This window comes from Pseudomonas alcaligenes (genome assembly GCF_041729615.1).
Taxonomy (GTDB): domain Bacteria; phylum Pseudomonadota; class Gammaproteobacteria; order Pseudomonadales; family Pseudomonadaceae; genus Aquipseudomonas; species Aquipseudomonas alcaligenes_B.
Genome location: NZ_CP154874.1, coordinates 857,826 through 875,494, shown reverse-complemented (window position 1 = coordinate 875,494; position 17,669 = coordinate 857,826). Strand labels below are relative to the sequence as shown.

General features: G+C 67.5%; 15 protein-coding genes and 2 pseudogenes. 8 read left to right on the top strand and 9 right to left on the bottom strand.

From position 1 onward, the window contains the following. Position 1: 1 nt before the first annotated feature. From AAG092_RS04210 to AAG092_RS04195, 4 genes and pseudogenes are all read left to right on the top strand, one after another. Positions 2–1,054: a Leu/Phe/Val dehydrogenase gene (locus AAG092_RS04210; protein WP_373388673.1), complete on the top strand. Its 1,053-nt coding sequence runs from the start codon at positions 2–4 to the stop codon at positions 1,052–1,054. A 64-nt stretch (positions 1,055–1,118) separates the two neighbouring features. Beyond that, a complete protein-coding gene (locus AAG092_RS04205; protein WP_373388672.1) occupies positions 1,119–2,579 on the top strand; it encodes a sodium-dependent transporter in 1,461 nt (486 codons plus the stop codon). 325 nt (positions 2,580–2,904) lie between these two features. Beyond that, positions 2,905–4,104: pseudogene (locus tag AAG092_RS04200) on the top strand (MFS transporter); the annotation flags it as partial. Between the two features lie 185 nt (positions 4,105–4,289). After that, positions 4,290–4,841: a glutathione peroxidase gene (locus AAG092_RS04195; RefSeq protein WP_110682687.1), complete on the top strand. Its 552-nt coding sequence runs from the start codon at positions 4,290–4,292 to the stop codon at positions 4,839–4,841. A 55-nt stretch (positions 4,842–4,896) separates the two neighbouring features. Here AAG092_RS04195 and AAG092_RS04190 read toward each other — a convergent pair whose 3' ends face one another. From AAG092_RS04190 to AAG092_RS04170, 5 genes are all read right to left on the bottom strand, one after another. Further along, complete coding sequence (locus AAG092_RS04190; protein ID WP_110682686.1) at positions 4,897–6,180, bottom strand: outer membrane protein transport protein; 1,284 nt, start codon at positions 6,178–6,180, stop codon at positions 4,897–4,899. A gap of 145 nt (positions 6,181–6,325) precedes the next feature. Then, positions 6,326–6,805, bottom strand: a complete 480-nt coding sequence (locus AAG092_RS04185) for a hypothetical protein (RefSeq protein ID WP_373388670.1) — start codon at positions 6,803–6,805, stop codon at positions 6,326–6,328. Between the two features lie 231 nt (positions 6,806–7,036). Beyond that, positions 7,037–9,562, bottom strand: coding sequence for a penicillin acylase family protein (locus tag AAG092_RS04180; protein ID WP_373388669.1), 2,526 nt, complete (start codon positions 9,560–9,562; stop codon positions 7,037–7,039). A 111-nt stretch (positions 9,563–9,673) separates the two neighbouring features. After that, positions 9,674–9,883: an SEC-C metal-binding domain-containing protein gene (locus AAG092_RS04175; RefSeq protein ID WP_373388668.1), complete on the bottom strand. Its 210-nt coding sequence runs from the start codon at positions 9,881–9,883 to the stop codon at positions 9,674–9,676. A 5-nt stretch (positions 9,884–9,888) separates the two neighbouring features. After that, positions 9,889–10,371, bottom strand: coding sequence for an LEA type 2 family protein (locus tag AAG092_RS04170; RefSeq protein ID WP_373388667.1), 483 nt, complete (start codon positions 10,369–10,371; stop codon positions 9,889–9,891). 112 nt (positions 10,372–10,483) lie between these two features. Between AAG092_RS04170 and AAG092_RS04165 the strand changes: the two genes are divergently transcribed. Beyond that, entirely contained in the window at positions 10,484–11,047 is a 564-nt protein-coding gene (locus AAG092_RS04165; RefSeq protein WP_110682683.1) for a hypothetical protein, read from the top strand. Between the two features lie 39 nt (positions 11,048–11,086). Here AAG092_RS04165 and AAG092_RS04160 read toward each other — a convergent pair whose 3' ends face one another. The 3 genes from AAG092_RS04160 to AAG092_RS04150 all read right to left on the bottom strand — a co-directional run bounded on the left by AAG092_RS04160 (position 11,087) and on the right by AAG092_RS04150 (position 13,233). Further along, the gene (locus AAG092_RS04160) at positions 11,087–12,196 is read right to left on the bottom strand and encodes a hypothetical protein (RefSeq protein WP_373388666.1); all 1,110 of its coding nucleotides are present in this window, start codon (positions 12,194–12,196) and stop codon (positions 11,087–11,089) included. A gap of 64 nt (positions 12,197–12,260) precedes the next feature. Continuing rightward, the gene (locus AAG092_RS04155; protein WP_373388665.1) at positions 12,261–12,731 is read right to left on the bottom strand and encodes a YchJ family protein; all 471 of its coding nucleotides are present in this window, start codon (positions 12,729–12,731) and stop codon (positions 12,261–12,263) included. A 4-nt stretch (positions 12,732–12,735) separates the two neighbouring features. After that, positions 12,736–13,233 (bottom strand): DUF6231 family protein, encoded by a 498-nt coding sequence (locus AAG092_RS04150; protein ID WP_373388664.1) that lies wholly within the window; start codon positions 13,231–13,233, stop codon positions 12,736–12,738. Between the two features lie 422 nt (positions 13,234–13,655). Here AAG092_RS04150 and AAG092_RS04145 point away from each other — a divergent pair. Together AAG092_RS04145 and AAG092_RS04140 are read left to right on the top strand one after the other, a co-directional pair. Beyond that, positions 13,656–14,018, top strand: a pseudogene (locus tag AAG092_RS04145) (OmpA family protein); the annotation flags it as partial. A 132-nt stretch (positions 14,019–14,150) separates the two neighbouring features. After that, entirely contained in the window at positions 14,151–14,891 is a 741-nt protein-coding gene (locus AAG092_RS04140; RefSeq protein WP_110682678.1) for an OmpA family protein, read from the top strand. Between the two features lie 63 nt (positions 14,892–14,954). Here AAG092_RS04140 and AAG092_RS04135 read toward each other — a convergent pair whose 3' ends face one another. After that, positions 14,955–15,419, bottom strand: a complete 465-nt coding sequence (locus AAG092_RS04135) for a CopD family protein (RefSeq protein WP_373388663.1) — start codon at positions 15,417–15,419, stop codon at positions 14,955–14,957. Between the two features lie 79 nt (positions 15,420–15,498). Between AAG092_RS04135 and dinG the strand changes: the two genes are divergently transcribed. After that, positions 15,499–17,646 (top strand): ATP-dependent DNA helicase DinG, encoded by a 2,148-nt coding sequence (gene dinG / locus AAG092_RS04130; protein ID WP_373388662.1) that lies wholly within the window; start codon positions 15,499–15,501, stop codon positions 17,644–17,646. Positions 17,647–17,669: the final 23 nt, after the last annotated feature.

Genomic DNA, 17,669 nt, shown 5'->3' with positions numbered 1-17,669 from the left:
CATGCCCGTCTTCACCCATATCGACTTCGACCAGCACGAACAGGTGGTCTTCGGCCACGACCCGGCCAGCGGCCTCAAGGCCATCATCGCCGTGCACGACACCACCCTCGGTCCGGCCCTCGGCGGCTGCCGCATGTGGAACTACGCCAGCGACGAGGAGGCCCTGCGCGACGTGCTGCGCCTGTCCCGTGGCATGACCTACAAGTCCGCGCTGGCGGGCCTGCCGCTGGGCGGCGGCAAGGCGGTGATCATCGGCGACCCGCGCAGCGGCAAGAGCGAGGCGCTGTTCCAGGCCATGGGCGACTTCGTCGACAGGCTCGGCGGGCGCTACATCACCGCCGCCGACTCCGGCACCGGCGTGGCCGAGATGCAGATCATGGCCCAGCGCACCCGCCACGTGGCCGGCGCCGGCCAGCGCGAGGCCTTCGACGGCGGCAGCCGCGACGGCAATCCCTCGCCGTCCACCGCCTACGGCGTGTTCGTCGGCATCCGCGCGGCGGTGCGTCACCGCCTCGGGCGCGACGACCTCAAGGGCCTCAAGGTGGCCATCCAGGGCGTCGGCGAGGTCGGCTTCGGCCTGGCCCGGCACCTCAAGGAAGCCGGCGCCGAGCTGTGGGTGACCGACATCTTCGAGGCCAACCAGCGCCGCGCCGTGGAGCAGGTGGGCGCCCGCGCCGTGGGCCAGCACGAGATCTTCGGTCTCGACGTGGACGTGTTCGCCCCCTGCGCCCTGGGCGCCATCGTCAACCCGCAGACCCTGGAGGCGCTGCGTGCGCCGATCATCGCCGGCGCCGCCAACAACCAGCTGGCCAGCCCGGAGCTGGCCGAGCAGCTGCGCCGCCGCGACTGCCTGTACGCGCCGGACTACGCGATCAACGCCGGCGGCATCATCGACGTGTGCTACGAACGCACCGGCGGCAGCACCGCCGAGCTGAAGGCGCACATCGAGGGCATCGAGACGACCCTGGCGGAGATCTTCCAGCGCGCCCAGGCCGAGGGTGCCACCACCACCGCCATCGCCGATCGCATGGCGCGCGAGCGCCTCGGTCGCTGACCGCCGCGCCGCCGGCGTGCGGCGGCGCTTTTCCCTGTCACACACAACAACAAGCAGGTGACGCATGACCCGTGAAACACCGAAGAACCTCTGGCTGTCGCGCTGGGGCTTCATCCTCGCCGCCACCGGCTCCGCCGTGGGCCTGGGCAATATCTGGAAGTTCCCCTACATCACCGGCGAATACGGCGGCGGCGCCTTCGTCCTGATGTACCTGGCCTGCATCCTGGCCATCGGCATTCCGGTGATGATGACCGAGATCGCCCTCGGCCGCCGTGGCCGTGGCAGCCCGCTGGACGCGGTGGCGCGGGTGGTGCGCGAGAGCGGCGGCAACCCGCTGTGGCGCGGCATGGGCCTGATGGCCATGCTCTGCGGCTTCATGATCCTGTGTTTCTACGTGGTCGCCGCCAGCTGGGCCTTCGCCTACACTTGGAAGATGGCCTCCGGGGCCCTGGCCGCGCCGAGCGTCGAGGCCCTTGGTCAAGTGTTCGAGGCGCACAACGGCAACCCCTGGCAGCTCGGTGGCTGGAGCCTGCTGGTGGCGCTGCTGACCCTGTGGATAGTCGGCAAGGGTGTGCAGGCCGGCGTGGAGCGCGCCTTCCGCTGGATGATGCCGGGGCTGGCGCTGATGCTGCTGATCCTGGTCGGCTATGCCCTGAGCAGCGGCAAGTTCGCCGCCGGCTTCGCCTTCCTGTTCACCTTCGATGCCTCGAAGATCACCGGCGAGGCCCTGCTGGCCGCCCTCGGCCATGCCTTCTTCACCCTCAGCCTGGCTTCCGGCGCCATCCTCACCTATGGCTCCTACCTGCCGGACGGCCAGTCCATCGCCCGCACCACCCTGGTGGTGGCCATCGCCGACACCTGCGTGGCACTGCTGGCCGGCCTGGCGATCTTCCCGATCATCTTCGCCAACGGCATGAGCCCGAGCGCGGGGCCGGGGCTGATCTTCATGAGCCTGCCGCTGGCCTTCCAGCAGATGCCGTTCGGCACCGTCTTCGGCGTGCTGCTCTTCGCCATGGTGTCGGTTGCCGCGCTGACTTCGGCCATCTCCCTGCTCGAAGCCACGGTGGCCTACCTCAACGAGCGCCATGGCGTCAGCCGGGCCAAGGGCGCGCTGGGCTCCGGTGCGCTGCTGCTGGTGATCAGCCTGCTGGCGATGTTCTCCTTCAACGTCGGCGCCGAATGGAAGCTGTTCGGCTTCACCCTGTTCGATGGCCTGGACTACCTTACCTCGCGCTGGATGATGCCGCTGGGCGGCATTCTCATGGTGATCCTGGCCGGCTACTGCCTGCGCCGCGAGATCATGCGCGACGAGCTGGGCCTGCCGCCGGCCGGCTACGCCCTGTGGCTGTTCATGGTGCGCTACGTCAGCCCGGTGCTGATCCTCATGGTGTTCCTGCATGCCCTCGGCTGGCTGGGCTTCGACCCCATCGCCCGCTGGTACTGGATCGCCGGCGCCATCGGTGCCCTGGCCGTGCTGGGCGAGCTGCTGGCGCCGCGCGTGCGCCACGAGCTGGCGCTGCGCTGAAGGCTGGGGCCTTCTCATCCCTCTTCCACTGGTGGGAGAGGGGGAGAGGGAAACGGCTGTTTATGCCCTCTCCCTAACCCTCTCCCGTTGTAGCCCGGATGCAATCCGGGGGCGGTGCTGCCTGCTTCCCGGATTGCATCCGGGCTACGGCCCTCTCCGCTGAGCGGGAGAGGGGGCGTTGCCGGATTCCCTTCTGTTCCGTCGACTGAATGAGCAACTGTGACTGCCGCCTGACCGCTTGCCAGGCGCATAGTGCGAGGCTGGTGTCGGCGAGGGGCCGCCACCGCCGACATCGCCGCGGGCCTGCCCGTGGGAAGGACGCTCTATGAATTCTCTCTGGCGCACCAGTGGCTGGGTGCTGCTCGGTGCCTCGCTGATCCTCGCCCTGTCGCTGGGCATTCGCCACGGCTTCGGCCTGTTCCTCACACCGATGAGTGGCGAGTTCGGCTGGGGGCGCGAGGTGTTCGCCTTCGCCATCGCCCTGCAGAACCTGATCTGGGGCCTGGCCCAGCCGGTCACCGGGGCCATCGCCGACCGCTTCGGCGCGCGCCGGGTGGTGCTGGTCGGCGGCCTGCTGTACGCCGCCGGCCTGGCGCTGATGGCCCTGGCCGACTCGCCCTGGTCGCTGTCGCTGAGCGCCGGCCTGCTGATCGGCATCGGCCTGTCCGGCACTTCCTTCTCGGTGCTGCTGGGCGTGGTCGGCCGCGCCGCCTCGGTGGAGCAGCGCAGCATAGCGATGGGCATCGCCGCCGCCGCCGGCTCATTCGGCCAGTTTGCCATGCTGCCCGGCAGCCTGGGGCTGATCGGCTGGCTGGGCTGGTCTGCCGCGCTGCTGGCGCTCGGCCTGCTGGTGGCGCTGATCCTGCCGCTGGCCTTCATGCTGCGCGAGCCGGCGCAGGCGCCCCAGGCCCAGCCGCAGAGCCTGGGCGAGGCGCTGCGCGAGGCCTGTAGCCATCCGGGCTTCTGCCTGCTGGCGCTGGGTTTCTTCGTCTGTGGCTTCCAGGTGGTGTTCATCGGCGTGCACCTGCCGGCTTACCTGGTCGACCAGCATCTGCCGGCACTGACCGGCACCACGGTGCTGGCCCTGGTCGGCCTGTTCAACATCTTCGGTACCTACATCGCCGGCTGGCTCGGCGGCCGCCTGTCCAAGCCGCGCCTGCTGAGCGCCCTGTACCTGGCGCGCAGCCTGGTGATAGTGGCCTTCGTCTACCTGCCGCTGAGCCAGTGGAGCGCCTATGCCTTCGGCATCGCCATGGGCCTGCTGTGGCTGTCCACGGTGCCGCTGACCAACGGCACGGTGGCCACCCTGTTCGGCGTGCGCAACCTGTCCATGCTCGGCGGCATCGTCTTCCTGTTCCACCAGCTGGGAGCCTTCCTCGGCGGCTGGCTGGGCGGCTACCTGTACGACCGCACCGGCAGCTACGAGCTGGTCTGGCAGATTTCCATCCTCCTCGGCCTGCTGGCCGCGGCCCTCAACTGGCCGGTGCGCGAGCAGCCGGTGGCACGCCTGCGCGCCGAGGGGGGCGGCATGAGCCGCACGGCGCTGGCCGGCCTGACGCTGGCCGGCGCGCTGCTGCTGGCGCTGGCCTGGTGGGGCTGGAGCCGCGGCGGGCTGGCCCTGCTGCAGCTGGGCATGGGCCTGTGCTGAGGATTGCCGCTGGCGCGGCGGGCGAGTAGCTTTGCAGCATCGTCGTTCTGGAGGCTGCCGCCATGCTCTCGCGTATCGCCCTGTGCACCCTGGCTACCCTGTTCGCCGCGCCGCTGTGGGCGGCGGAATGCCCGCCACTGCTCAAGCAGCAGGGGCAACTGCAGCAACTGCGCAGCAAGGACAGCATCGACCTGTGCCAGCGCTTCGCCGGCAAGGCGCTGGTGGTGGTCAACACCGCCAGCCGCTGCGGCTTCACCCCCCAGTTCAAGGGCCTCGAGGCGCTCTACCAGCGCTACAAGGGCCAGGGGCTGGAGGTGCTCGGCGTGCCTTCCGACGACTTCCGCCAGGAGGCCGACAACAGCGAAGAGACGGCCCAGGTGTGCTACATCAACTACGGCGTGACCTTCGCCATGAGCGAGCCGCAGCCGGTCAGCGGCGACGCCGCGGTGCCGCTGTTCCGCGAGCTGGCCGCGCAGAGCAGTGCGCCGCGCTGGAACTTCTACAAGTACGTGGTGGGGCGCGACGGCCAGGTGGTCGCCAGCTTCTCCAGCCTGACCAAGCCGGACGACGAGGACCTGATCGCCGCGGTGGAGAAGGCCCTGGCGCAGCCCTGAGGATAGGGCGGAAACAAAAAAGCCGGGCAATCGCCCGGCTTTTTGCTGCCTGCCGTCAGAAACGGTAGGTGGCCTGCAGGCCCAGGCCATGGGCGCTGTTGTTGTACTCGGCGCTGTAGCCGGGGACCAGGGGGCTGGTGCCCGGCTGGTTGACCGAGGCCTTGCTTTCGCGCAGGTAGGAGTAGGCGACGTCGATGGTCAGGTCGCTATTCGGCGACCAGCCGGCGCCTACCGAGAAGACCTTGCGGTTGCCCACCGGAATGCGCACGGTGCGGTGCTGGTTCTCGGCCGGCGACGGGTCGATGGCCAGGCCGGTGCGCAGCACCCACTGCGGGTTGAGCTGGTAGGCGGCGCCGATGGCGTAGGACCAGGTGTCCTGCCATTTCAGCTCTTCGCTGACGCTGGCGAAACGGTTGCCCAGCAGCGGCAGGGTGGGGGTGCCCTCGTTTTCCACCACGATTTCCTGCAGGCGGCTCCAGCGGGTGAAGGTGGCGCCGGCGTACAGGGTCCAGCGCTCGTCCAGCTCGAAGGTCACCGAGGTGTCGACGCTTTCCGGGGTGGTGAAGTCCAGGGTGGCGTCGTACTCGCCGTTCGCCGCGGCCAGCAGCGGGACATCCAGGCCGCTCACCTTGGTGCGACCTTCCAGGGTGTAGTCGACCTTGGAGTGGTAGGTCAGGCCCCAGGCCAGGCGCTCGGTGACGTCCACCAGCACGCCGGCGTTGAAGCCGATGGCGGTGTCGTCGCCCTTGATGTTGATCTTGGTGTCGCCGGCGCCGCCGAGACCGGCCAGGGCGCCGTCGTAGATGTTCTTGGTCAGCTTGCCCTTGATCTTGTTGAAGGTCGGGCCGAAGCCGACGGAGACGCGGTCGTTGATCCGGTAGCTCAGGGTCGGCTGCAGGGTGACCACTTCGACCTTGCTGTACAGGCCCTTGTAGCGACCGCCGAAGCTCTTCTCGTAGTCGCTGATCAGGCCGTAGGGCACGTACAGGCCCAGGCCCCAGCTCCATTGCTCGTCGATCGGGCTGGCGTAATAGGCGAAGGGCACCGGGGTCAGCGGCACCATGTCGCCCTTGTGGGTCTCGGCGCTGGAGTCGTCGATGTCGACGTTGGCCTTGACCAGGCCGAAGCCGCCGACCACTTCCGGGCGCTCCAGCTTGCTCAGGCCGGCCGGGTTGCCGAACAGGGTGGTGGCGTCCTGCGCAGCCGAGGCGCGGCCGGCGAAGGAGGTGCCCATGCCGCTGACGCTCTGTTCGTTGATGGCAATTCCGTTGCCCAGGCTGTGAGTGGAAACCGCGCCGATGGCCAGCGCGAGGGAAGTCTTCAACCAGAGGTTTTTCATTAGGAAGCTCACGAACAGCTAAAACGAGGGCGGCAAGCTACCCCTTTTGCCGGGGCTTGCCAACCGCTCAGGAATGCCTTTTTCGTGAAGATTCGTTAATCAAATCATGCACATGCAGTTGACTGATAGGTCAACAAGTGGCGCTTCAGGCGGCGTGGTAGTGGCCGACCACGCAGTGTTGCCAGGCCTGCAGGTAGTCGCGCAGCCGGCCATGCGGCTGGAACACCCGGCGCCAGACACGGGCCATGCCGTGCAAGTCGTCGGCGGCCGGCAGGGTGGCCTGCTCGACCTCAACCAGCAGCCAGGCGATGGCCGTGGCGTAGCGCAGGTTGACCGCCAGCTCCAGTTCCGGCGCGGCGAGGAAGGCGTGCTGGCTGGCCAGGCCGCGCACCAGGCTGGCCAGGTCCGGGTCGCGCGCCAGGTGCTGGTCCCAGAGCAGGCGATGGCGCTGCGCGCTGATGTGGTAGAGGCCATGGCCGTGCGGGTCGCCGAGGGCGCTGCCGAGCGCCGACTGGCTGGCTGCGGCACCCAGGAGCAGGGTTTCGGCGCTGGCGGAGTGGCGCCCCAGGTAGAGCAGGGTGGGGCGAATGACGTGCTGGCAGAGGTCGCTGGCGGCAATTCCCATGGAGCCCTCGCGAAGGGTGCCGGCGGGGCCAGGTGCCTGGCAGCTGTTCTTGGTTCTAATAAAGGCCCCGCCGGGAGCGGGGTTAGCCGCTCGATTTGAAGTGTAGTACGACAAATCGAGTGTAAAGGGCTGTTTTTAAACTGTTTAAGGATTGGCGTGCCGGCTGATAGATCGGACGGTACTTAAAAACGACCGGCTACTCGCGTCGAGATCGAACAGCCGGCCTTGGGATCAGCGGCCCGGGGTCAGCAGCAGGCGCTTGCTGCCGTAGACCCGGTCGATGTTGCCGCTCTGGAACGGGAAGCTCATGTAGCCGCCCTTGAGCCAGGCCTCGATGCCATCGGCGTAGTGCCGGCTGGCCGGGTTGCCGGACTGGCCGGAGCTGTTGACCCCGATCATCGGCTCGGGCAGGCCGAAGTCGACGACGATGCGCATGGCCGGGATCAGCCAGACATCGAAGTCGTTGCCCCATTCGTAGGCGGCCACGTTGAGGGTGCCGTGGTCGCCGCCGGCCGGGTAGGGGCCGCGATCCAGGTAGTTGCCGATCGACTGGATGCCGCTGCGCTGGCTGGCACTGAGGTAGGGCGCCATCTTGCTGGCATTGCTGGTCCAGCGATACTGGTGCAGCTTGCCCCACTGCCAGGCACTGCGATTGGCACCCAGTTCGGCTTCGAGGAAGGTCACGGCATTGGCCAGGCTGCGCGCCATGATCGCCGGCTTGTCTTCCTTCTGTGCGGTCTCCACGTCATCCCAGAACGGGCTGTCGTCGCGGCCGAGCAGGTGGTCGGCCTGGGCCGAGTAGCTGTTGTTGGCGGTGTCCACCAGTGCCTGCCAGGCCGGGCTGGTCTGCGGGCCCAGTTCGTCGAGGAAGGTGGCCTTGGCACTCTCCTGCAGGAAGGCGCTGTACAGCGCGGCATCGGCCGAGGTGGCGGTCATGCGCCCGTCGAAGGCCATCAGGCGCTTGTACGCCTCCTCTGCCTTGGCGCGCTGCGGGGCGGGCAGGGCGGCAATGGCCTGCTTCAGCGACGCGGCCATGCTGGGGGCATCGAACATCGTCTGCAGTTTGCCGGCGAAGGGCGTGGTCTGGTCGTACTGCATGGCGATCATGCTCTTCTGGTCGTGCTTGCCGCTCCCTGCCAGTTGCGCGATGCGCTCGGCACGCTCGGGGTAGAACCAGGAGTTGGACAGCTGCATGCCATAGCCGCGTGGCACCGTGCGGTGGTTGGCGGTGCCCAGCCAGCCCTGCATGGGGGCCTGGTCATAGGGGTGCAGCATGGGGTCGGCGTAGCCGTCCCAGTCATAGGCGCCGTCCCAGCCTGGCGAGGGCACCAGGCCGGTGCCCTGCTTGCGGTTGGGGTAGCGGCCGGTGACCTGCCAGCCGATGTGCTGGGCATCGGCGAACACGATGTTCAGCGCCATGGCGCGCACTTCGCGGGTGGCCTCGAAGGCCTGTTCCACCGACTGCGCGCGGGACAGGTCGAAGAAGGCGTCGATCGAGCGGTCCGCCTCGGCCTGGATGCTGCGCAGGGCCAGGCCGTAGCCGCTGGTGAAGGGCAGCGGCTGCAGGGGCGACTTGCGCTCGCCGAGGGCGGAGTTCAGCAGCGGGCCGTGGCGGGTTTCCCAGATGGTTTCGCGGATCGGCCGCTGGCCCTTGATGAAGAAGGTCTCCTGGCGCTCGCGGGCCGGCTGCCACTTGCCGTCGGCCTGGTAGTAGAGGCGGCCGCCCTCGCGCTTGAGCTTCTCCAGGAACAGGTCCTGGTTGTCGCCCATGACCATGGTCATGCCCCAGGCCAGCTTGCCGTTGAAGCCGGCGACCACCGCCGGCACCCCGGCGATGGACACGCCAGCGGCCTGGAATTTCGGCGAGCGGATCTGCACGAAGTTCCACACCGAGGGCATGGACAGCGGCAGGTGGGTGTCGTTGGCCAGCAGGCTCTTGCCACTGCGGCTGTTCTGCGGGGCGATGGCCCAGTTGTTGGAAGCGGCGACGCCGAGCATGTTCAGCGCGGCGACCTGGCCGGCGGCGTCGTTCACCGCGGCCAGCCCGGGAATCTGGCCACTCAGGCTCAGGCCGCGCAGCTTCTCGGCTTCCTCGAAGGGCAGCGGCTCATCCGGGTAGCTCGGCAGCAGCCAGGCCAGCTTGTCGGCGCCGACCTTGTCGGCCAGCTTGAGGGCGGCGATCTCCTCCTGCAGGTTGACCGACAGGCCGAAGTTGAGCAGGCAGAACAGCAGCACCGAGTCTTCCGGTTTCCAGTAGGCCGGGCGGTAGCCGCTCTCGGCCAGGTCCATCGGCAGCTTGTCCCGGTAGCGGAACAGGTAGGCATTGACGCCGCGGGCGTAGACCTCGAAGAACTTCTTGATGCGCGGCGAGGCGTTCTTGTATAGCACCTCGGCCTGCGTACGCAGGTTGACCGTACGCATGAAACGGTCGATTTCCAGCACGCCGGGGCCATTCATCTCGGCCAGGCGGCCCTCGGCCAGCAGGCGCATGCCAACCATCTGGCTGAGGCGGTCGGCGGCGTGCACGTAGCCCAGTGTGAACAGGGCGTCGTGGAAGGTGGTGGTCTCGATCAGCGGCATGCCCAGCGGGTTGCGCCGCACCACCACGCTCTGCGCCAGGCCCTGGACGCGGACGATGCCCTGGTCCGGGTGCACGCTGCTGGCATAGCGGCTGTCGAGGAAGGACTGGCAGCCGCCGAGCAGCAGGGTGCTGCCGAGGGTGGCTAGGGCGGTGAGGCGGAGAAAGCGCGAACCCATGACTGGCTCCTGGCGCAGGGAGACGGATGATGGGTGCGGATTGTAGAGGGCGAATGCGCCGGGGAGTAGGGGCGCGGCAGGGGCTGGGCCCTGCCGGCGGAGGCGTTCAGGTCAGGCGCCGTGGCACTTCTTGAACTTCTTCTGGCTGCCGCAGGGGCAGGGGTCGTTGCGGCCGACTTCCTTCAGCGGGTTGCGCACCGGCTCCTGGTGGTGATGGTTGCAGTGCGGGCCGTGCACGTGACCGTCATCGTGATGGTGATGGTGATGGTGATCGTGGTCGTGGTTGCAGTCGGGGCCGTGGACGTGGGGTTGCTGAGTCATGAGGCTCACTCCGGAATGTGATCGCCGGGAATTATCTCGCCATTGCGCTGCAGATGCACGCTGCGGCCGAACAGCAGGCCGGTCTTAACCTCGCCGCGCAGGCTGTAGCGGATGGGCCGCTCGGGATCTTCCAGGGCCTTGACGATGCCCTTCAGGTGGCGCCACAGGTTGGTGCGCACCGGCACCTCGAACTCGTGGTGGCCGCGGGCCGGCACGTTGAACCACTGGCTCGATTCACCCTCGGCCAGGGGCGTGCCGTTGAGCTGCACGGCGTAGCTCAGACGGCGTATGGGCAGCTCGGCGGCGTTGGGGTTGTCGATGCGAAAACGCAGGGAGAACTGCTGTTCGAGCAGCTTGGCCTTGATCACGTCGACCTTGACCAGGCGCACGTCCGGCTCGATGAAGGCATCGCCGAACCAGCTGGAGCAACCGGGTAGTGCCAGCAGCAGGAACAGGCAGGTGATGGTGGTTCGCACCTGAGAAAACATCATATCTCTCCGAGGACCGGGCCAGTGTAACAAGCGCCTGCTTGGGTGCCAGCAGCTGTTTGCGGAAAAAAACTGCGCCATACTGGGGGCCGAATTGGACAGGAGTGTGACCATGAGCCTCTACGAGATCGCTTTCGCCGGGCAGGTGGTGCCGGGTGCGCCGCTGGAGCAGGTGAAGGCGAACCTGGCGCGGCTGTTCCAGGCCGATGCCCAGCGCATCGCCCTGCTGTTCTCCGGGCGGCGCATCGTGATCAAGAGCGGGCTGGATGCCGCCGGTGCCGAGAAGTATCGTGCGACCATGGAGCGGGCCGGCGCCCTGGCCATAGTGCAGGCGCTGGATGTCGAGGAGGTGGAGATGGCTCCGCCGCCGGCTGCTGCGCCGGCCCCGGTGGCACCGGCCGCCGCCACAGTGGCTGCCGCGCCGGTGAAGGGCGGGAGCGCGGCCCGGGTGATTCCGCGTGACGAATACATGGCGGCCTTCAGCGACGTCGAGGCGCCGGACTTCGGCATCGCCCCGGTCGGCGCCGACCTGCAGGATGCCAAGCCCGAGGCCCAGGCGCCGAAGGTGGACCTGTCGCAGTTCAGCCTGGCGCCGGTGGGCAGCGACATGGGCCAGGCCAAGGCGGCGCCGGCTGCACCGCCGCCGGACACCTCGCACCTCAAACTGCAGGAATAAGCCCGAGGCCCGCATCTGCGGGCCTCGTTGCGTCTGGCGTCAGCTCTCGCTGGTGCTGCACTTGGCTTGTGCCTGCTCGGGGGGCAGGTTGCGGATCGAGGTGTAGAACAGCTCGCAGGTCTGCACCTGGTCGGTGACCTGCCACTTCTGCGTGCAGGCATTCAGGGTCTGCTGCGGGTCGGCGCTGGGGTTCTGGCCCATGCCGGCCTGCCAGCAGGCGGCGCTGATGTCCTGGCCCATCACCTTGAGCCCGGCGGCGTCGGCCTTGGCCTGGTCGCCGCCATAGTTCTCCGGGTCGGCCGCGTACCAGATATAGCTCGGGTGGTTGGAGCCCAGTACCGGCACGTTCTGACCCGGCGCCGGGCTGATCGTGTCCAGGCCCAGCACGCCGATATTGGCGTCGTAGGTCTTGTTGACCCAGGTGCGCACCGGGCCACCGAAGGCGACCATCGGCAGCGCGGTGCCATCGCCTGCGGTGAGCTGGGCGACCATGGTCTTCTGGTAGTCGGTGAAGTAGTCGTAGACGCCCTCCAGGTCGCCGCCGGCGCTGGCTGGTGCGGCGATCGGGGCGATGTCGATGATGGTCTGGTAGGCCGGTGTCTGCGCCGCCGCCACGCCGTTCACGCTGAGCAGTGCGGCCCAGCGGTCGGTGGTCTTGGACTCTAGGTAGTCCTGGGCCTGGGTCAGCGAATAATCCGGTGGAAAATGCAGCAGTTCCACGCTCTTGCGGTTGTCCAGGGCCATGCCCAGGGGCAGGAAGAAGTACCAGCTGTACTGCCACTTGCCGTCGCCGTTGAGCTTGTCGGCGCCCGCGAAGGCCAGGTCGCCGGCGTTCAGCAGGTTGGTCAGTGGCGTGCCGTAGTCGCTGGGGACGCCGCTGAAGCTGGCGCTGAGCATGTCGCCGTCGCGGCTGACCTTGACCGTGGCGGCGGCGTAACCGTCGCGCTGCAGGCTCTGCCCCAGGTAGTGCTCGGCGGTCTGCTCCAGGGTCCAGTCGCGGTAACAGATCACGCTGCAGTTGTTGGGGAAGGCGAACAGGCGGGCGACCCGCTCGCTGCTGCCCAGTTCGACCCGGACATCATCGGCCTGGACGGCACCGACCCATAGCAGGGCGGCCAGGGCGGCCGCGGTTCCACTGTGCTTGTGCATCTGCTTCTCCTTGTCGGACCCGGCCCCCTGCCGGGTTCTGGTCAACAAATGAAGCAGAGTTTTCCTAGCTCAGATAGCTCGCGCAGCACTTCTTGAACTTCTGCCCGCTGCCGCAGGGGCAGGGGTCGTTGCGCCCTGCCTTGAGGGGCACCGTGGGGTCGAGGAAGTACCAGCGGCCATCGCGCTGGACGAAGGCCGAGCGCTCGCGATGGCTGTGCTCGCCGCTGCCGTCGTGCCAGCGCGCGGTGAAGGCGACGAAGGCGTGCTGGGGCTGCGCGCCGATCAGCTCGCTGCCTTCCACCTCCAGCCCCAGCCAGGTGCTGCCCAGGCTCCAGGCGCGCATGCTGTCACGCTCAAGGCCGTGCTGCTGGGCGGGCAGGGTGGTGGCCACCAGATAGTCGATCAGGCCCAGCGCATAGGCGCTGTAGCGCGAGCGCATCAGGTGCTCGGCGCTGGGTGCGGCGGTGCCCTGGTGATAGTGGCCGCAGCAGGCGTCCAGCGCGCTACCGCTGCCGCAGGGACAGGCTTGGCTCATGCAGTCACCACCAGTACTTGCCGAAGTTTTCCGGGTTGGCCCAGAACTTGGCATTGAGCCAGTCGGGCACCTGCTTGTAGTCGCGCAGATCGTAGGTGAACAGGGTCAGCGTCTGCCCCTCGCGCCGGAAGCGCTCGCTGGCCTGCAGGGCCAGGGCGAAGAAGTCGGTTTCCTGCCAGTTGCAGGCAGCCAGGTCGACCAGCACCGCCAGGCGGCTGGCATTGAGGTTGCGGATGCCACCCAGCAGCTCCAGGGCCGTGCGCTTGGGCAGATGCTCCAGGCAGTCCACCACCAGGGCCAGATCGTAACGCTGCGCGGCCAGTTCCGCCGGTAAGGGACCGGCCGGCGCCTGGGCCAGCAGGGCGTCCGGGTGGGCCTGCTGGAAGGCGCCGAGCGCCGGCGGCTGGCTGGCGCCGACCAGCAGCAGGCGCTGCGGGGCGTGGTGATCGAGCAGGGCGGCCAGTGCCTGCTGCGGGGTGCGGGAGGAAAATGCAAGGGTCATAGGCAGAAATCCCGAGTGCGAATGCCAAGACTATCGCGCTCCGCGTGATTGGCCTATGGACCTTGGTATGGAAACTGCCTATAACTGGCGGATAGTAAGGAAGCCATCTTTACTTCTTTGCTGTCGGTTGTGTGCCGATTCCCTACAGGAGACCTAAGAAGATGAGTATCACAAGGAAAGCTGTACCCCTGATCCTGGCAAGCGGCCTGCTGACCGGCTGTGCTGGTATCCAGAAGACCGATTGGCCGACTTGCGCCGCCGTTGGCGGTGTGACCGGTGCTGCGCTGGGTGCGATCGAGAGTGCCGAATGGGCAGGTGGCGGTGCCCTGCTGGGTGCCGGCATGGCCGCAGCCTACTGCTGGGTACATGGTGCCGAGGAGCAGGTTGCTGTCGTCGAGGAAGTGGCCGAGCCGGCCCCGACTCCGGAGCCGGCCGAGCCGGTCCGCGTCGAGCTGGACGTCAAGTTCGACTTCGACAAGGCTGCCGTGAAGCCCGAAAGCGAGGGCGACATCAAGGCCCTGGCCGACTTCATGAGCCAGTACCCGCAGACCACCACCGTGGTTGAAGGTCACACCGACTCCGTCGGCACCGACGCCTACAACCAGGGCCTGTCCGAGCGCCGTGCCAATGCCGTGCGTGACGTGCTGGTCAACCAGTACGGCGTAGGCGGCGATCGCGTCAGCTCGGTCGGCTATGGCGAGACCCGCCCGGTGGCCGATAACGCCACTGCCGAAGGCCGCGCCATCAACCGTCGCGTTGAAGCCGAAGTCGAGGCACGCCCCTAAGACGGCTCTCCCCGGCATGGCGACCGCCGAAAACTCTGCGGTCGCCCACCGGGGTTGGCTTGTACACTTTGGGGGAGCGGTCTTTACTCCTGTGTTACCGGTATTCAACCGGTGACACAGGAGATCACCGCCATGAGAACAAGACTCTCAAGGGCTGCATTACCCCTTCTCTTGGTCAGCAGTGTTCTTTCTGGTTGCGTCACGACTTCCAGTACGGGAGATGCGCCGCTAAACCAAGGGAACTGGCCCATTTGTACAGCGATTGGCGGCCTGGCCGGAGGCGGTCTTGGCGCAATCGAAAGTTCTACCTGGGCAGCTGGAGGTGCCGTGGCCGGTGCGGTCATCGGAACTCTGATCTGTTATGCCCAGGACGGCGACCAGGATGGCGATGGTGTGTTCGATCGCCGCGACCGCTGTCCGGATACCCCACCCAATACTCCCGTTCGTCACAATGGCTGCCCGTTGCCGGTCTACCCGGACGATGCGCCTGCCGCTGAGCCTGTGGTCGAGGTCAGCGATCCGGTGCGGGTCGAACTGGACGTCAAGTTCGACTTCAACAAGTCGGTGGTCAAGGAAGAAAGCCAGGCTGACATCAAAGCCCTGGCCGACTTCATGAGCCAATATCCGCAGACCAGCACCACGGTGGAAGGTCACACCGATTCCGTCGGCTCCGATGCCTACAACCAGGGCCTGTCCGAGCGCCGTGCCAATGCCGTGCGCGACGTACTGGTCAATCAGTATGGTGTGGCGGCTGACAGGATTTCGTCGGTGGGGTATGGCGAGTCTCGCCCGGTGGCTGACAATGGCACCGACGAGGGGCGTGCAGTCAACCGTCGGGTCGAGGCGTCAGTCGAGGCGCAACCTGCGCAATAGCGCTTCTGGCGGTGACCTGCTCCCGTGCCTTCTCAGGAAGGTGCGGGAGCAGATTCGCCTGCATCAGAAGGTCGGGCGGGCTGCGGCGATGAGCATCAGGGCCAGGCCCACCAGCAGGTTGCTGCCGACCAGGCGACGGATGCGCCCGAGCGCCTGGCCACCGGCTGGCCAGTCCTGCACTTGCACCGCCTGGCGCAGCAGCGGCAGTTGCAGGAAGCGTACGCGCAGGAACAGCGCGAGCATCACCAGATACAGGCCCATCATCACCTGCACGTAGCGCGGCGCGGTCTCGAAGCCGGCGAAGCGCAGGTGCAGCATGCCCATGCCGGTAATCGGCAGTGCCAGCACGGCGATCCATACCCACAGGAAGAAGCGCTGGAACACCTCCAGCCACAGGCTCAGGCGCTCGGGCGCCTGCAGCTTGGCCACGGCGGCCGGGCGCAGGATCATCCAGGCGAAGAACATGCCGCCGACCCAGACCAGGGCGGCCAGCACATGCACGGCATACAGGGCGGAAAAGACAGTCATCGGCAGACTCCGGTTAACGATGGCGCGCGAGCATAACCTATCGGTAAACTACTGAAAATTTATCCAGCCTTTCGCGCCCATGCTCAGTTCCGAACTCAAGTCCCAGATCCAGGGCGCCTACAGCCGTTTCCTCGAAGCCAAGGGGCTCAAGGCCCGCTATGGCCAGCGCCTGATGATCGCCGAGGTGGCCAAGGTGCTCGGCGCGATCAAGACCAACGACGAAGGCCAGCGCGACGGCGAGCCGGCCGTGGTGGCCGTGGAGGCGGGCACCGGTACCGGCAAGACGGTGGCCTACAGCCTGGCCGCCATCCCCGCGGCCAAGGCCGCCGGCAAGCGCCTGGTGATCGCCACCGCGACCGTGGCGCTGCAGGAGCAAATCGTGCACAAGGACCTGCCGGACCTGATGCGCAATGCCGGCCTGCAGTTCAGCTTCGCCCTGGCCAAGGGCCGTGGCCGCTACCTGTGCCTGTCCAAGCTGGACATGCTGCTGCAGGAGGGCCAGGCGCAGAGCGCCACGGCGCAGATGTTCGAGGAGGAAGGCTTCCGCATCGACGTCGATGAGCAGAGCCAGAAGCTCTACAGCAAGATGATCGAGAAACTCGCCGGCAACCGCTGGGACGGCGACCGCGACAGCTGGCCCGAGGAGCTGGAAGACCAGGTCTGGAGCACCCTGACCACCGACCACAGCCAGTGCACCAACCGCCACTGTCCTAATTTCCAGCAGTGCGCCTTCTACAAGGCGCGCGAGGGCATGACCAAGGTCGATGTGATCGTCACCAACCACGACATGGTCCTGGCCGACCTGGCCCTGGGCGGCGGCGCCGTGCTGCCGGACCCACGCGAGACCATCTACGTGTTCGACGAGGGCCATCACCTGCCGGACAAGGCCATCGGCCACTTCGCCCACTTCACCCGCCTGCGCAGCACCGCCGACTGGCTCGGCCAGGTGGAGAAGAACCTGACCAAGCTGCTGGCCCAGCATCCGTTGCCCGGTGACCTCGGTCGGCTGATCGAGCAGGTGCCCGAGCAGGCGCGTGAGCTGCGCACTCAGCAGCAGTTCATGTTCAGTGCCTGCGAACAGCTGGCCGATTTCCGCGCCGGCGAGGACATGGAGGGCCGCGAGCGGCCGCGCCATCGCTTCGAGGGCGGCCTGGTGCCGGAGCACCTGCGCGAGCTGGGCATCGAACTGAAGAAAGGCTTCGCCAAGCTCACCGACGTCTTCACCCGCCTCACCGAGCTGCTCAAGCAGGCGATGGATGACGAGGGCAGCAGTATTGGCCTCGCCAGTCACCAGGCGGAGGAGTGGTACCCGCTGTTCGGCAGCCTGCTGTCCCGCGCCCAGGGCAACTGGGAACTGTGGACCGCCTTTACCGTCGAGGACCCGGAAGACAGCCCGCCGATGGCGCGCTGGCTGACCCTGGCCGAGAGCGGTGCGGCCTTCGATATCGAAGTCAACGCCAGCCCGATCCTCGCCGCCGAGACCCTGCGCCGCAATCTGTGGAACGTCGCCTACGGCGCCCTGGTGACCTCGGCCACCCTGACCGCGCTGGGTACCTTCGACCGCTTCCGCATGCGTTCCGGCCTGCCCAAGGCAGCCGTGACCGCCGTGGTGCCGAGTCCGTTCCACCATGCCGACGCCGGTGTGCTGCGGGTGCCGGACCTTAAGGCCGACCCGCGTGATGCCGCCGCGCACACCGCCGCCATCATTCGCGACCTGCCGGAGCTGGTGAAGGGCGCACGCGGCACTCTGGTGCTGTACTCCTCGCGCAAGCAGATGCAGGACGTGTTCGACGGTCTCGACCGTGACTGGCGCAAGCGCGTGCTGATTCAGGGCAACCTTTCTAAGCAGGAGACCCTGAACAAGTACAAGGCGCGGGTCGACGACGGCGAGGAGAGCGTGCTGTTCGGTCTGGCCAGCTTCGCCGAAGGCGTCGACCTGCCGGGTGCCTACTGCGAGCACGTGGTGATCGCCAAGATTCCCTTCGCCGTGCCGGACGACCCGGTGGAGGCGGCACTGGCCGAGTGGATAGAGGCGCGCGGCGGCAATCCGTTCATGGAGATCGCCGTGCCCGACGCCTCGCTGCGCCTGATCCAGGCCTGCGGTCGCCTGCTGCGTACCGAGGCCGACCGCGGCACCATCACCCTGCTGGACCGCCGCGTGGTGACCCAGCGCTATGGCAAGGCGATCCTCAACGCGCTGCCACCGTTTCGCCGCGAGATCGCCTGACAAGTTCGGGATAGAGCCGGCGG

Coding starts and splice junctions, on each gene's coding strand:
- AAG092_RS04210 (WP_373388673.1), top strand. CDS start 2: ATGCCCGTCTTCACCCATATCGACTTCGACCAGCACGAACAGGTGGTC.
- AAG092_RS04205 (WP_373388672.1), top strand. CDS start 1,119: ATGACCCGTGAAACACCGAAGAACCTCTGGCTGTCGCGCTGGGGCTTC.
- AAG092_RS04195 (WP_110682687.1), top strand. CDS start 4,290: ATGCTCTCGCGTATCGCCCTGTGCACCCTGGCTACCCTGTTCGCCGCG.
- AAG092_RS04190 (WP_110682686.1), bottom strand. CDS start 6,180: ATGAAAAACCTCTGGTTGAAGACTTCCCTCGCGCTGGCCATCGGCGCG.
- AAG092_RS04185 (WP_373388670.1), bottom strand. CDS start 6,805: ATGGGAATTGCCGCCAGCGACCTCTGCCAGCACGTCATTCGCCCCACC.
- AAG092_RS04180 (WP_373388669.1), bottom strand. CDS start 9,562: ATGGGTTCGCGCTTTCTCCGCCTCACCGCCCTAGCCACCCTCGGCAGC.
- AAG092_RS04175 (WP_373388668.1), bottom strand. CDS start 9,883: ATGACTCAGCAACCCCACGTCCACGGCCCCGACTGCAACCACGACCAC.
- AAG092_RS04170 (WP_373388667.1), bottom strand. CDS start 10,371: ATGTTTTCTCAGGTGCGAACCACCATCACCTGCCTGTTCCTGCTGCTG.
- AAG092_RS04165 (WP_110682683.1), top strand. CDS start 10,484: ATGAGCCTCTACGAGATCGCTTTCGCCGGGCAGGTGGTGCCGGGTGCG.
- AAG092_RS04160 (WP_373388666.1), bottom strand. CDS start 12,196: ATGCACAAGCACAGTGGAACCGCGGCCGCCCTGGCCGCCCTGCTATGG.
- AAG092_RS04155 (WP_373388665.1), bottom strand. CDS start 12,731: ATGAGCCAAGCCTGTCCCTGCGGCAGCGGTAGCGCGCTGGACGCCTGC.
- AAG092_RS04150 (WP_373388664.1), bottom strand. CDS start 13,233: ATGACCCTTGCATTTTCCTCCCGCACCCCGCAGCAGGCACTGGCCGCC.
- AAG092_RS04140 (WP_110682678.1), top strand. CDS start 14,151: ATGAGAACAAGACTCTCAAGGGCTGCATTACCCCTTCTCTTGGTCAGC.
- AAG092_RS04135 (WP_373388663.1), bottom strand. CDS start 15,419: ATGACTGTCTTTTCCGCCCTGTATGCCGTGCATGTGCTGGCCGCCCTG.
- dinG (WP_373388662.1), top strand. CDS start 15,499: ATGCTCAGTTCCGAACTCAAGTCCCAGATCCAGGGCGCCTACAGCCGT.